The sequence below is a fragment of the Vibrio sp. 1CM8B genome (assembly GCF_023161685.1).
GTDB lineage: Bacteria > Pseudomonadota > Gammaproteobacteria > Enterobacterales > Vibrionaceae > Vibrio > Vibrio coralliirubri.
In genome coordinates, this window is record NZ_JALNTU010000006.1 from 1 (window position 1) to 13,274 (window position 13,274).

Genomic DNA, 13,274 nt, shown 5'->3' on the forward strand with positions numbered 1-13,274 from the left:
TGGTAATGAATTGACTGTGCCGAATAACTACAAGTAGTTAAACGTATTGGTCACTCAGTTCATTGAAATCAATTTTGATTCCGAAGAATCTGTTTTATCTAACGATAAAACGTTTTGATATTCATCAACGAGTGCCCACACAGATTGATAGGTTTAAATTGTTAAAGAGCTTTACTTGTTGAGCGTTCCTTTTAGTAAGGAGCCTCTCGAAGTGGACGGCCATTCTAGCGGATTGGATTCCAGTGTCAAACACTTTTTCCAGCTAATTTTTCAAAGCATCTTAAATGCTTATCACCGTCTTGTTACTCAGTTCAAACCGCTTGGTTATCCTTGGCAACGGAGGCGCATTATAGAGAGAATAATCCTTTGCACAAGGCTAAAAACGAAAAAAAGCCGCCACCGGCGACCGTTCGAACACTATTCACACAAAGCGTTCAAAATAGGTACGATTAAGCCTTAATTTCGGCCAATCGTACCTACAATTCTTACTTCAACTATTGGTGAGCAATAATGCGGTCGTTGTTTACTAATAGCTGTACTTTCTTATCTGGATTAATTTTTCCTGCCAATATAGCTTTCGCTAACGGGTTCTCGACACTTTGTTGAATCGCTCTTTTCAAAGGTCTCGCGCCATATACTGGATCAAAACCAACTTGAGAAATCAACTTGAGTGCTTTATCCGAGACTTCAAGCTCATAACCATTGTCTTCCATGCGCTTCTTAAGGTGCTCAAGCTGAATAGCGGCTATCGACTGAATGTGCTCTTGACCCAATGGATGGAACACCACGCTTTCATCAACTCGGTTCAAAAACTCAGGACGGAAATGTTTACCTACCACTTCCATCACTTCATTCTTTATTCCTTGATAATCGAGCGTATTGAAGTTCTCTTGAATTCTCGAAGAGCCAAGGTTGGATGTCATGATCACTACCGTGTTTCTAAAATCGACTGTGCGACCTTGTCCATCAGTTAAGCGTCCATCATCAAGAACCTGTAACAGAATATTGAAGACATCAGGATGCGCTTTCTCTACTTCATCTAGCAAAATCACTGAATAAGGCTTGCGACGTACCGCTTCTGTTAAGTAGCCACCTTCTTCATATCCTACGTAACCCGGGGGAGCACCAACCAAACGAGCAACAGAGTGTTTCTCCATAAATTCAGACATGTCGATACGCACCATTGCATCGTCACTATCAAACATGAAGTTCGCAAGTGTTTTACACAACTCCGTTTTACCAACGCCAGTTGGACCAAGGAATAAGAAAGAGCCAATCGGCTTGTTTGGATCAGATAAACCTGCACGGCTACGACGAATCGCATTCGATACCACTTCAACGGCTTCCGCTTGGCCAATCACGCGGTTATGTAGAACACCTTCCATTTTAAGAAGCTTCTCTTTCTCTGCTTCTAGCATTTTAGAAACAGGGATGCCTGTTTGCTTCGATAGCACGTCTGCAATTTCGGCATCGGTGACCTTATTACGTAGTAGCGTCATTTCTTGCATTTCGGCTTGAGTCGCAAGATCTAACTGCTTCTCTAATTCCGGGATTCGACCGTATTGCAATTCAGACATTCGGTTAAGATCACCTGCACGTCTCGCAAAATCCATATCCATACGAGCTTGTTCTAGCTCTGACTTGATGTGTTGCGTGCCAGAAAGCGCGGCTTTCTCTGCATTCCACACTTCTTCAAGCTCTGCGAAATCGCGTTCTTTGTCAGAAAGCTCTTCTTGTAATGTTCGAAGACGTTTTTCACTGGCTTCATCATTCTCATTGGTAAGAGCTTGCTGCTCGATCTTCAATTGAATGATCTTACGCTCGAGCTTATCTAGCGACTCAGGTTTTGAGTCGATCTGCATACGGATACTCGAAGCCGCTTCATCAATCAGATCAATAGCCTTATCTGGCAACTGACGATCTGAAACGTATCGATGAGATAATGTTGCAGCCGCAACAATCGCAGGGTCGGTAATTTCTACATGATGGTGAAGTTCATAGCGCTCTTTCAAACCACGAAGAATTGCGACCGTGTCTTCCACGGTTGGCTCATCGACTATCACTTTTTGGAATCGACGCTCTAACGCAGGATCTTTCTCTATATACTGGCGATATTCATCGAGTGTGGTTGCGCCTACACAGTGAAGTTCACCACGAGCCAATGCTGGTTTTAGCATATTACCCGCATCCATAGAGCCTTCGCCTTTACCCGCACCTACCATGGTGTGAATTTCATCGATGAAGAGAATGATGTTGCCCTCTTCTTTCGACAATTCGTTAAGAACTGATTTTAAACGTTCTTCAAATTCACCACGATATTTAGCGCCGGCAATCAAAGAGCCCATATCTAACGAAAGGACACGTCGGCCTCTCAAACCTTCAGGAACTTCATTGTTGATAATACGCTGAGCTAAACCTTCAACTATCGCTGTTTTACCGACACCTGGTTCACCGATAATGACAGGGTTGTTCTTGGTACGGCGTTGAAGTACTTGGATAGTGCGACGGATTTCGTCGTCTCGGCCGATAACAGGATCCAGCTTGCCTTGCTCTGCTCTTTCAGTCAGATCAATGGTGAACTTCTCGAGTGCTTGGCGTCTATCTTCCGCATTCGGGTCATCGACCTTCTGGCCACCACGGACTTGTTCAATAGCTTGAGATAATTTTTGCTCGGTAAGGCCTAGCTCTTTAAGTAGGTTTCCTAAAGGACCTTTGTCTTCAATCGCAGCAAGTAGGAATACTTCTGAAGATATGTAACTGTCTTGACGCTTTTGCGCGACCTTGTCACACAGGTTAAACAGCGTTCCCATCGCATTCGATAGCTGAACGTCACCACCGATGCCACTTACTTTAGGCACTCGATCTAATATTTCGCTCAATTTAGAACGCAATTGAACCACATCAATATTCAGCATGGTGAGCAATGGACGAATTGCACTACCATCTTGATTAAGCAAAGACACCATTAGGTGCACAGGTTCTATATATTGGTGATCACGACCTAATGCGAGCGACTGAGCATCAGATATCGCAATTTGGAATTTACTAGTGAATCGATCGAGACGCATGCCAACCTTCCTACTCTTAGATATGTTTATCTTATGGTTAGAAGATGGATACGGTAACGCGGATTTTCAAGGGATAAGAATGAAGAATAGAGCTGATATAAAAATATAAATGAACTGGATGACTAGTTGCACTAGCTAAAGGTTACTCTAACCAAATAAAAGTAGCTTGGCGCCCAGTAATACCATCACGACGATAAGAATAGAACGCATCCGCATCAGCGAAGGTACATAGATTGGAGTCTGTAACAGAAGTGACACCAACTTTGTTCAGTCGTTGCGTTGCAAGCTGAGACATATTCGCTAGCCATTTGCCCGGTTCAGCTTTGGCTTCAAATGCTAATTTCGCTTGAGGGTCAAAACGAACAAAAGCTTCCAGCACATCATCGCCTACTTCAAAGGCTTGTTTGCCTATTGCAGGACCAAGCCAAGCAATGAGCTTATTCTCTGAATCTAGGTTTGAAAACTTTGCGACGGCATTTTCAAGAATTCCACCAGCAAGACCACGCCAACCAGCATGAACTGCAGCAACTTGAGTGCCTTTGGTATCAGTAAGGATTACAGGTAAGCAATCGGCTGTCATCGCAGAACAGACAACACCTTTAGCTGTGGTAAATGCACCGTCAGCATCAAGAATATCTGCCGTAGGGTGTAAAACCGTAACGACATCTGTTGAGTGAGTTTGATTTAGCCATACCGGAGCTGCAGGCATATTAGCGTGTTGCTTGAGCCAAGCTCTGTTGTTTTCAACAAGCGAAGCATCATCCCCAACATGCGTACCTAGGTTTAATCCTTGATACGCACCAGTAGAAAAACCATCAAAACGTGTCGAAGCAAATGCTTTCACGTTTTTTGGTGCATTCCAGTTAGGGATGATCATCGACATAATTAAATGTCGTCTTCCAAGTTTTCGCGCGCATCAACACGTAACGCTTCAGCCATCACAACCATGTCATTTGGCACAGGAGCGTGGAACTCAACTTCTTCACCTGTAATTGGGTGAACAAATTTAAGCATAACTGCGTGTAGTGCTTGGCGATCAAAAGAACGAATCATTGTTGTTAGTTCTTCAGATGCACCTTTTGGAATACGAGCACGACCACCGTATGCAACGTCACCTAGCAACGGGTGCTGAAGGTATGACATGTGAACACGAATTTGGTGAGTACGACCCGTTTCTAGGCGTAGACGAATACGAGTATGCTCGCGGAAGTGCTCAGCAACACGGTAGTGAGTTACCGCTGGCTTTCCTAATTCATTTACATCCATCAAGGTACGCTTAGTTGCATGACGGCTAATGCCTTTCTCTACCACACCACCAGCGGTCATTTTGCCAATTGCAATTGCTTCATATTCACGAGTAATACGACGCTTAGCAAGAGCACGCACAAGACGAGTTTGAGCTGGAACCGTTTTAGCCACAACCATAAGACCTGTTGTGTCTTTATCAAGACGGTGCACAATACCTGCACGAGGCACTTCTGCAATCTGTGGGTAATGGAAAAGCAATGCGTTTAGTATGGTTCCATCCGGTGTGCCTGCGCCTGGGTGTACAACCAGATCGCGAGGCTTATTGATAACCAATAAGTCATCATCTTCGTAGACAATGTCTAGAGGAATATCTTGTGCTTCCCAGCGCTCTTCATCTGCAAGTTCAGCTTGCAAGATGATCTCTTCACCGCCCAAAACCTTAACGCGTGGCTTAGTAATAACTTCGCCATCCACTTGGATTTTGCCGTCAAGAAGCCACTCTTTAATGCGAGAGCGAGAAAAATCGGTAAATAGTTCAGCGACAGCTTGGTCTAAACGTTGACCTAACTGGCTGCTTTTTACTGTGTCTGTTAATGTGATCTGCTGAGCCATATCGAACTTTTTTAAAAACCGTGAGACTAATACCCATTAGTATGGATAAAATAGAATAATTGCATCATTGTATCTGTTACTGGTTAGAAAGTAACGGAAGCTTACGAAATATTTAATTCAAGGAATCGACGCCTGACATGAAACACCTTACTTTATCGGGTCTATTAGCCGTATCACTCTTGGTTGGTTGTTCAAGTAGTGAAGAGATAGTGCCAGATGTACCACCATCGGTTCTCTACTCTGACGCTCAAGAATCACTGCAGAGCGGTAGCTGGCTTTCAGCAATAGAAAAGCTAGAAGCCCTAGACTCACGTTACCCATTCGGCGCCTATTCTGAGCAAGTACAGCTCGATCTGATTTACGCTTACTACAAAAATGATGACTTGGCACTTGGCCTCGCTACCATTTCACGTTTCCTACGTTTGAACCCAACGCATGAGAAACAAGACTGGGTTCTTTACATGCGCGGCTTAACGCACATGGCGCAAGACCGAAACTTCATGCACGATATTTTTAATATCGACCGTAGTGACCGAGACCCAGAACCAGTAAAACTCGCTTTTGCTGACTTCAAGCGACTACTCGAACGTTTCCCTAGCAGCCCCTATGCTGAAGATGCACAAAAACGCATGTTCGCACTTAAGAATCGCCTAGCCGACTATGATTTAGCAACCGCTGATTTCTACCTACGTCGCGAAGCGTGGATTGCTGCTATTAACAGAACACAAGAGTTGCAAAAGACTTACCCAGATACCATTGCAGCGCGTAAATCTTTAAAGATTCAGCTAGAAGCTTATAAACAACTAGGCCTAGATGACGCTGTGTTAAGAACAGAAAAGTTGATTGAGTTAAACCCACTACCTTAATCAACTTCTTACATCTCAATCCCAAAAGCGCGCGAATTTACTAGCGCGCTTTTTTTATCCACATATCGCAAACTTGATGAATCGCATATTACACGGTATCTTCAAAAGATAACTTTTAACAAAACATCAACATGGAGTGTGGATGTGAGTAGGTTGTTATTATTTATCTGGATATCGCTATTTAGCCACTTATCCTACGCATTAGAACTGTCCCCATTAAGCAATAAGCCTTACATGGGTGACTTGGATGTGCTCAAAACCAAAGGAACGGTTAGAGTGCTCGTATCTGCCGATCTTGGTTTCTATTACATCGAGGATGGCAAGCCAAAAGGCATCGTGGCAGAAATGCTCTACCACTTTGAGAAGAGCCTTCGTAAGAAACATCCCTATCTCAATGTTCAAATCATCCCCGTGCAACGAGATGATCTACTTCCCTCTCTAGAGTCTGGCTATGGTGATGTCGCTGTCGCTAACCTAACGATCACCGACAAACGACTACGAACCATCGATTTTTCAGATCCGATGATTAAAGATGGTAAAGAACTCATTATCACAGGGAAAAAAGCCGAACCTATCACCGAAATCAAGCAATTGAGCGGCAAAGAGGTGTGGATACGAGCAAGCTCGAGTTACTTCGAGAGTGTACAAAGAGTCAATAAGGAGCTTAACGAACTAGGTTTACCACCACTGCATGTCCACTTTATCGAGGAGTCATTACAAGACTACGAGCTGATAGAGTTGGTTAACCAAGGTTATATACAAGGTACAATTCTAGATAACCATAAAGCCAAGCTCTGGATCGATGTAATGGATAACATTCAAGTCCATAACGACTTACCTTTGCGAGAAAATGGTCGTATTGCTTGGGCTTTGAGAAAAGACAGCCCTCAACTGAAGCAAGAGATAAACAAATACGTCAAGACCGCACGAACAGGCACCCTGCTTGGAAACGTCATCTACCAGAAATACATCGACAATACTCGCTGGTTAGGCCGAGCACTCAACCCAAATAAAGTAGACCGAGTTGCTAAACTCTCAGATGTCTTTGAAAAGTATTCAAGCAAGTATGAATTTGATCCTTTGATGATGTCGGCTCAAGGTTTCCAAGAATCAGGACTGGATCAGAGCCGGGTTTCTCATCGCGGGGCTATTGGTGTGATGCAGGTATTACCGAGTACCGCCAAAGATAAAAACGTCAACATCAAGAACATCCATAAGGTGGATAACAACATCCATGCGGGTGTGAAGTATATGCGCTTTATCAAAGACCGATATTTTGACGACCCGGCAATATCACCCGACAATCAAATCTACTTTACCTTGGCTTCTTACAACGCTGGTCCTGCTAAGATCAGAAAGATGAGGCGCATTGCCAAGCAGAAAGGTTACAACCCAAATATCTGGTTTAAAAACGTAGAAATCATCACTCGCAAATACGTGAGCAAAGAACCGGTGACCTATGTCGCCAACATCAACCGTTACTTTGTAATCTATAAGCAGTTACAAGCTATCAATGCTATCCGAGAAAATGGGACAGCCAGACTACTAAAAACCAACGATTAGTTTGTCTTCAACCCTAAGAGCCAGGGGAGCTAAGGCACTAAGGCACTAAGGCACTAAGGCACTAAGGCACTAAGGCACTAAGGCACTAAGGCACTAAGGCAAATTAAAAACACAAAAGCCGCATAAGAAAACTTATGCGGCTTTTGTGTTTTTAATTCAGAGAAAGCTTATATATCACGAGATCTACATCACAAAACACTATTGAGTAAATTTCAATCAAACACTTTCAATAAGCTGTAAGACGCCCCTAAAAACTGGTTTAATTTTTAGCGAAGCCTTGCCTCCAAGTTATCGTTTTTCATAGAGATAACAAGCATTTTTCGCCAAAAAGATACTAAGACTTGCGTGAGATCACATTTGATTTTAATGCTTATCCCACCCAATCAAAACAAGATCTAGATCACATTCTTTATTCCTAAAAGTCGTAATCTGAAGTTAACCCATGAGGGATACAACAGAGGAAAACTTCTATGAAAATGAACATCACTGGTAAAAACATCGACATTACCTCTGCAATCCGTGATCACATAGAAAGCAAATTTAAAAAGCTGGATAAATGGCAAGTAGACATCATTGGCTGCCAAGCGAGCTTTAGCGAAGAACCAAACAAGAAGAAAAAATTTGAAGCGGTTCTAACCGTACCAAAAGGCCAACTTGTTGCTTCATCAATCCATGACGACCTCTACGTAGCTATCAACGAAGTAGAACAAAAACTAGAGCGTCAACTCAACAAGCTACGCCATAAACCTGAAGCGCGCCGCGCTGAAAAGCCTGAAATCGAAGAGCTAGAAGCTGAAGTAGAATAAGGAAAGAGAACAGATTAAAAAATAGCGCCTCAGGGCGCTATTTTTTTGCTTGACGCTCGTAGCTCGCTTGCTTATTGTGTTTAAACATTCATAAAACAAACACTTTTTATGCACACTCAATCTTTGTTTATTTTTGACTTCTTTTTTCTTCCGTAAATCGGAGGCTAAGTCGTTTTAGAAAAACAAGTCAAAAACGAACAAGAAGCCTCCCACACTAGGGAGGCTTTTTTATAAGGACACATTTATGACTGACCGCTCAATTTCACTGGATGATATCCGCCTTCGTCTTAATGATTTAGACGACGAACTCCTGAAGTTACTTTCGGAGCGTCGCAAGCTAAGTATCGAAGTCGCTAAAAGCAAAGTAGAGACATCAAAACCAGTTCGTGATGCAGTACGAGAGCAACAACTATTAGTTAAGCTGATCAACAATGGCAAAGATAAATACGAACTTGATGCGCAGTACATTACCAAGCTGTTTCACACCATCATCGAAGATTCCGTTTTACTACAGCAGTCATATTTACAAAACCTAGCGAACCCGCAAAGCCGCAAACCATTGGCTCGCGTTGCATTCTTAGGTTCTAAGGGATCATACTCTCACCTTGCGAGTCGCGAATACTTCAGCCGTAAGAATATGGAGTTAATTGAGTTAAACTGTAATCACTTCAAAGAAGTAGCCTCTACGGTAGAATCTGGCCATGCCGACTACGGTGTACTACCTATTGAGAACACCAGCTCAGGTTCGATTAACGAAGTGTATGACCTACTTCAACACACAACGCTTTACATCGTTGGTGAGCTTTCTCAACCAATCGAACACTGCCTAGTAGCGAAAAGTGATATCCGATTAGAAGACATCAAAACGCTCTATTCCCATCCACAACCTCATCAGCAATGCAGTGAGTTCTTGAGCCGCCTTAAGGGCGTCAGCCTTGAGTCTTGCGCAAGCACCGCTGATGCAATGAAAAAGGTTAAAGAACTGGGTGGTAATGACGTAGCTGCTATTGGTAATGCATCGAGCGGTAAGCTTTATGGGCTTCAGCCAATTCAGGGCAACATTGCAAACCAAACAGAGAACCACACACGTTTCATCGTGGTAGCTCGTAAGCCTGTTGAAGTGTCAACTCAAATACCTGCGAAAACGACGCTCATCATGTCGACTTCTCAAGAGGCGGGCTCTTTGGTAGAGACACTACTGATCCTGCAACGCTTAGGCATCAACATGACCAAGCTGGAATCTCGTCCTATCATGGGTAACCCTTGGGAAGAGATGTTCTATGTCGATTTAGAGGCGCATCTGGATTCAGATAATATGCAACAAGCGATAACGGAACTAACAGCCATTACTCGCCACCTTAAGGTGTTGGGTTGCTACCCAAGTGAGAACATCAAAGCGACTCAAGTTAAGTTGTCATAGCTGAAAGTGAGTATCAGCTTTTAGCTAACATAAGTATTTGGCCTACAGCAGGCCAAATACTTAAATCACCCTCTAGTCGAGTACCATTCGAACTAAGAAAACTCACCCTACCATGCCTGAAACACAATTCACTTGTTTCGCACATTCGGCACGCTTACTCTCTCCACTACTTGAGCCTTTCTAACAAAAACTCATTAGTGGCTTTTTTATCAATAAAGACAAAACCTTACCCCCTTCACAGGAAATCATCGAACTACGTATAATTAATAGCGAGTAAGCATTAAGTAACATAAACTTATGCGCTTAATTTATAAATAGTGTTGTCATTAACTATGAAGCTAAGTACTAAAATCTTACTACTGATAGCCCCTGTGATACTGATCAGTACCGCGGCTTCTAGCTATATTATTTATTCGACGCAAAAAAGCAGCTTCATCAAACGCGAAGATAATGCACTACAGCTGAACATGGAAAAACTAGCCGGATACTTTCGCCAATCTCGTTCGTTCCTCAATAGCTACTCTTACACCTTGACCCAGAGTGATATGGTGAAGCGTTATTTTCTAACTGATCAAAATCTATCTCGCGATCTTGAACTGGTCAGTAATCTTCGAGAAGCCATTCATTTCCTGCAAGATGACGATGAAAGCTATACAGGTTTAGCACTTCTTAATGGTGATCGAAAACTGCGTTATTACGCGGATAATAGCAATGACTCACGCACTCAGATTGACAGTAAGATATTGGAGTATGTTGACCAGCACTATCAAGACACCTTAGCAACATCGAGTACCAACTATATTCAAAACTCCCAAGGCGAAGGGATGTTGGTTCACTATGACAAGGTAGATAGAAAAGCGATTTTCCCAACCGTTAACAATCAACCCGACGATGTGTTCTTTGTTGTTGTCTCTGTCTCTCTCGACAAATTTAATGCGCTGAGAAAACAGATAGAGTTCGACTACCAAACCAGCTTGTTCTTCACATCCATAGCGGTTTCTTTGGAAAATGATGTTACTCACTCAGTCAAGCTTGCACCAGAACTGTACGCCACGGTCGATCCGGCGCAATTCCTGTTGGAAAACAAGCTCGATTCAATTTGGAACAAGCTGAGTTTGTCGTTTGCACTGTCTGCGTTTGTAACTGTCGCTCTGCTACTCATGCTTCTGTCTCGCACTGTGATTACTCCAATAACACGGCTCGATCGACAGCTACAGCAAGTCGAAAAAAAACAACGTAAGAACATTGAACGCTTAGGCACTCGTGACGAGCTTGGCCGCCTATCACAGCGTTTTTATGACATGTATCAAGAGCTAGACAACACCTACCAGCAAACCAAGCTCTTGGCCGAAAATGATCAGTTAACTCAAATAGCCAATAGGCATCAGTTTCAAACCTTCGTTCAGCAATCGTTGCCAAAACCAAGTTCGAATACCGAAACCTGGGTTCTCTATTTTGACTTAGATAACTTCAAGTTTGTGAATGACAAATACGGGCATCAAATCGGCGACTCGATTCTGGTCTCTTTTGCTCAGCGTATTTCAGACATTTGTCGCCACTACAAAGCGGAGTTCGACGCTCACTGCATGCCAGCCCGACTTTCTGGAGACGAGTTCGTTGTTTACATTAACGCTCCTGGTCACCGAGGAAATGTCGCGCATCGATTCTCGACTGATTTACTGACTCCACTGCAAAAAGGCTTTGTCACCGAATCAGGCAGCTTTCCAATCACGGTCAGTATTGGTATTGCGACCTACCCTAATGATGGTGACTCAATCGAGAAGCTACTGTCCAACGCGGATACTGCGATGTACCAAGCCAAGCGTGCCGGTAAAAACCAATTTGCTGACTATTCACGGGATTTAGACAAAGCCATTCAGCGCCAAGCAGACATTGAACGTGCGCTTAGAGGTCAGAATTTTGATGATGAATTCAGGCTCGTTTACATGCCCTACATGGATTCTACCGGGACTGATGTTATTGGCGTTGAGGTGTTATTACGTTGGAATTCAAAGCAACTTGGTTTGGTTCCACCGGATGAGTTCATTCCAATAGCCGAACAAACCGGGCTGTTCGAACATGTTGACCGCTGGGTAATACAGAATGCGTTTGCTTCATTCCATCGACTTCAGGCTCAATTTGATCACTCAATTCAATTGTCGATCAACCTATCTTCTGCTGGCATTGAAACCACTCACCTTGCCGGTTTCATTAAAGAACACGCGGAGTTAAATCGAATTCCACCAAGCCTAATCGATTTTGAAATCACTGAAACCTTTTACTCAAATTCAGAAGGTTTTCCATTGCTGAACGAACTGGCATGCATGGGCTATCGACTTGCGATTGATGATTTTGGTTCCGGTTATACCTCTATCACTCAACTGGTGCAGTATCCAACTCAGAAAATTAAATTGGATAAAGCGTTTTTGGATACCTTGATTGAGACCAATAACCAGAACATCGTAAAACCGGTTATCGGGTTGTGTCATGCTCAAGGGAAAAAGGTCACCGCCGAAGGGATTGAAACTCAAGGCATGCACCAGTGGTTACAGGATGCGCAGTGCGATATGCTGCAAGGCTATTACTTTGGTAAACCTATGCCATTAGAAGAGTTGAGTGACTGGTACCAACAACATCAACTCAATCTACTCGACAACAAAAAGAATCCGACACATGAAATCTGTAATCATCGCATCGCTGAACCCAGCTAAAATTAACGCCGTTAAAAGTGCGTTCTTATCTGCTTTTCCTGATACTGAATTTGATTTCAAAGGCATCAGCGTCCCTAGTGGCGTTGCCGATCAACCGATGAGTAATGATGAAACCTATCAAGGGGCGGTGAACCGCGTGCACAACGCAACGCAAGCGCAGCCCTATGCTGACTTTTATGTTGGTTTAGAAGCAGGAATAGAAAAAAACGTCACCTTTGCTTGGATGGTTATCGAAGCGAATGGTCAACGTGGAGAGTCTCGTTCAGCTAGCCTTATGTTGCCACCAGCCGTGCTTGATAAGTTAGAGCATGCAAACGAGCTCGGAGATGTAATGGATGAAGTGTTTGGTACCGATAATATCAAACAGAAAGGTGGAGCAATTGGCCTACTGACACATAATCAACTGTCTCGCAGTTCAGTGTATCATCAGGCTTTAATTTTAGCGCTGATCCCATTTGTGAACCCTGAGCACTTTCCTGTTTAGTGCTTCGTTAAACTTAGAAAGGTTCTGAAAACAATCTTCAGAAACAAAAAACGCTAACAGTTAGTTAGCGTTTTTTATCGAACTCTTACTTTAACAACTTAGTGACTATTTGAGTAGTAGATCCGCAATCACGGCTTTCTCTTGTTCCGATTTTGCCTTTAGCTCATTCGAACCTCTGGTTATCGTCGCTACGCCTACTCCCAGCATTTGACTCACCTGTCGTTGAGACAGATCGCCTTTCATCAACTCACAGAAGATATTAATTCGAGCAACCAGAGCATCTCGCTCGTCTGGTGTCATCATCATGGTCAACAACAGTTCGTGCTGATCTTTTTCGACAGCCGTCTTTACCAAGTCCATCAGTTGTTGCCAATTATCATATTCAGGTTGTGATGCCATATCTCTACACTTACTTTTAAATTCTGACTTTAAAGAGTCGCTTAACAATTGAAAGCGTTTAACACTTTATACCGAAACACTTGATGCGATCCAATGT

10 protein-coding genes and 1 other annotated feature are annotated in these 13,274 nt (G+C 43.2%); of the genes, 6 read left to right on the forward strand and 4 right to left on the reverse strand.

The genetic code is table 11. The features are described 5' to 3' along the window. Positions 1-494 precede the first annotated feature (494 nt). From clpB to rluD, 3 genes are all read right to left on the reverse strand, one after another. The gene (gene clpB / locus MSG36_RS13615; RefSeq protein WP_048615048.1) at positions 495-3,068 is read right to left on the reverse strand and encodes an ATP-dependent chaperone ClpB; all 2,574 of its coding nucleotides are present in this window, start codon (positions 3,066-3,068) and stop codon (positions 495-497) included. A 142-nt stretch (positions 3,069-3,210) separates the two neighbouring features. After that, the gene (gene pgeF / locus MSG36_RS13620) at positions 3,211-3,951 is read right to left on the reverse strand and encodes a peptidoglycan editing factor PgeF (RefSeq protein ID WP_248368368.1); all 741 of its coding nucleotides are present in this window, start codon (positions 3,949-3,951) and stop codon (positions 3,211-3,213) included. Between the two features lie 2 nt (positions 3,952-3,953). Continuing rightward, entirely contained in the window at positions 3,954-4,928 is a 975-nt protein-coding gene (rluD, locus tag MSG36_RS13625; protein ID WP_017056156.1) for a 23S rRNA pseudouridine(1911/1915/1917) synthase RluD, read from the reverse strand. A gap of 137 nt (positions 4,929-5,065) precedes the next feature. On the opposite strand from rluD, the gene MSG36_RS13630 reads away from it, so the two are divergent. The 6 genes from MSG36_RS13630 to yjjX all read left to right on the forward strand — a co-directional run bounded on the left by MSG36_RS13630 (position 5,066) and on the right by yjjX (position 12,778). Continuing rightward, on the forward strand, positions 5,066-5,794 hold the full coding sequence (locus MSG36_RS13630) for an outer membrane protein assembly factor BamD (RefSeq protein ID WP_248368369.1): 729 nt from the start codon (positions 5,066-5,068) through the stop codon (positions 5,792-5,794). A gap of 138 nt (positions 5,795-5,932) precedes the next feature. Next, positions 5,933-7,357, forward strand: coding sequence for a lytic transglycosylase F (locus MSG36_RS13635; RefSeq protein ID WP_348983449.1), 1,425 nt, complete (start codon positions 5,933-5,935; stop codon positions 7,355-7,357). Between the two features lie 470 nt (positions 7,358-7,827). Continuing rightward, complete coding sequence (gene raiA / locus MSG36_RS13640; protein WP_004735034.1) at positions 7,828-8,163, forward strand: ribosome-associated translation inhibitor RaiA; 336 nt, start codon at positions 7,828-7,830, stop codon at positions 8,161-8,163. Between the two features lie 110 nt (positions 8,164-8,273). After that, positions 8,274-8,395, forward strand: a sequence feature (Phe leader region). A gap of 12 nt (positions 8,396-8,407) precedes the next feature. Beyond that, positions 8,408-9,583 (forward strand): prephenate dehydratase, encoded by a 1,176-nt coding sequence (gene pheA, locus MSG36_RS13645; protein WP_061019012.1) that lies wholly within the window; start codon positions 8,408-8,410, stop codon positions 9,581-9,583. A gap of 332 nt (positions 9,584-9,915) precedes the next feature. After that, the gene (locus tag MSG36_RS13650) at positions 9,916-12,294 is read left to right on the forward strand and encodes an EAL domain-containing protein (protein WP_248368370.1); all 2,379 of its coding nucleotides are present in this window, start codon (positions 9,916-9,918) and stop codon (positions 12,292-12,294) included. Beyond that, the gene (yjjX, locus tag MSG36_RS13655) at positions 12,257-12,778 is read left to right on the forward strand and encodes an inosine/xanthosine triphosphatase (RefSeq protein ID WP_048669568.1); all 522 of its coding nucleotides are present in this window, start codon (positions 12,257-12,259) and stop codon (positions 12,776-12,778) included. Before MSG36_RS13650 ends, yjjX begins: the two co-directional genes overlap by 38 nt. Positions 12,779-12,883: 105 nt before the next feature. Here the strand turns inward: yjjX and trpR are convergent, their stop codons facing one another. Further along, entirely contained in the window at positions 12,884-13,177 is a 294-nt protein-coding gene (gene trpR / locus MSG36_RS13660) for a trp operon repressor (RefSeq protein ID WP_048658080.1), read from the reverse strand. Between the last annotated feature and the right edge of the window lie 97 nt (positions 13,178-13,274).

Coding starts and splice junctions, on each gene's coding strand:
- trpR (WP_048658080.1), bottom strand. CDS start 13,177: ATGGCATCACAACCTGAATATGATAATTGGCAACAACTGATGGACTTG.
- pgeF (WP_248368368.1), bottom strand. CDS start 3,951: ATGTCGATGATCATCCCTAACTGGAATGCACCAAAAAACGTGAAAGCA.
- pheA (WP_061019012.1), top strand. CDS start 8,408: ATGACTGACCGCTCAATTTCACTGGATGATATCCGCCTTCGTCTTAAT.
- MSG36_RS13630 (WP_248368369.1), top strand. CDS start 5,066: ATGAAACACCTTACTTTATCGGGTCTATTAGCCGTATCACTCTTGGTT.
- yjjX (WP_048669568.1), top strand. CDS start 12,257: ATGAAATCTGTAATCATCGCATCGCTGAACCCAGCTAAAATTAACGCC.
- MSG36_RS13650 (WP_248368370.1), top strand. CDS start 9,916: ATGAAGCTAAGTACTAAAATCTTACTACTGATAGCCCCTGTGATACTG.
- clpB (WP_048615048.1), bottom strand. CDS start 3,068: ATGCGTCTCGATCGATTCACTAGTAAATTCCAAATTGCGATATCTGAT.
- rluD (WP_017056156.1), bottom strand. CDS start 4,928: ATGGCTCAGCAGATCACATTAACAGACACAGTAAAAAGCAGCCAGTTA.
- raiA (WP_004735034.1), top strand. CDS start 7,828: ATGAAAATGAACATCACTGGTAAAAACATCGACATTACCTCTGCAATC.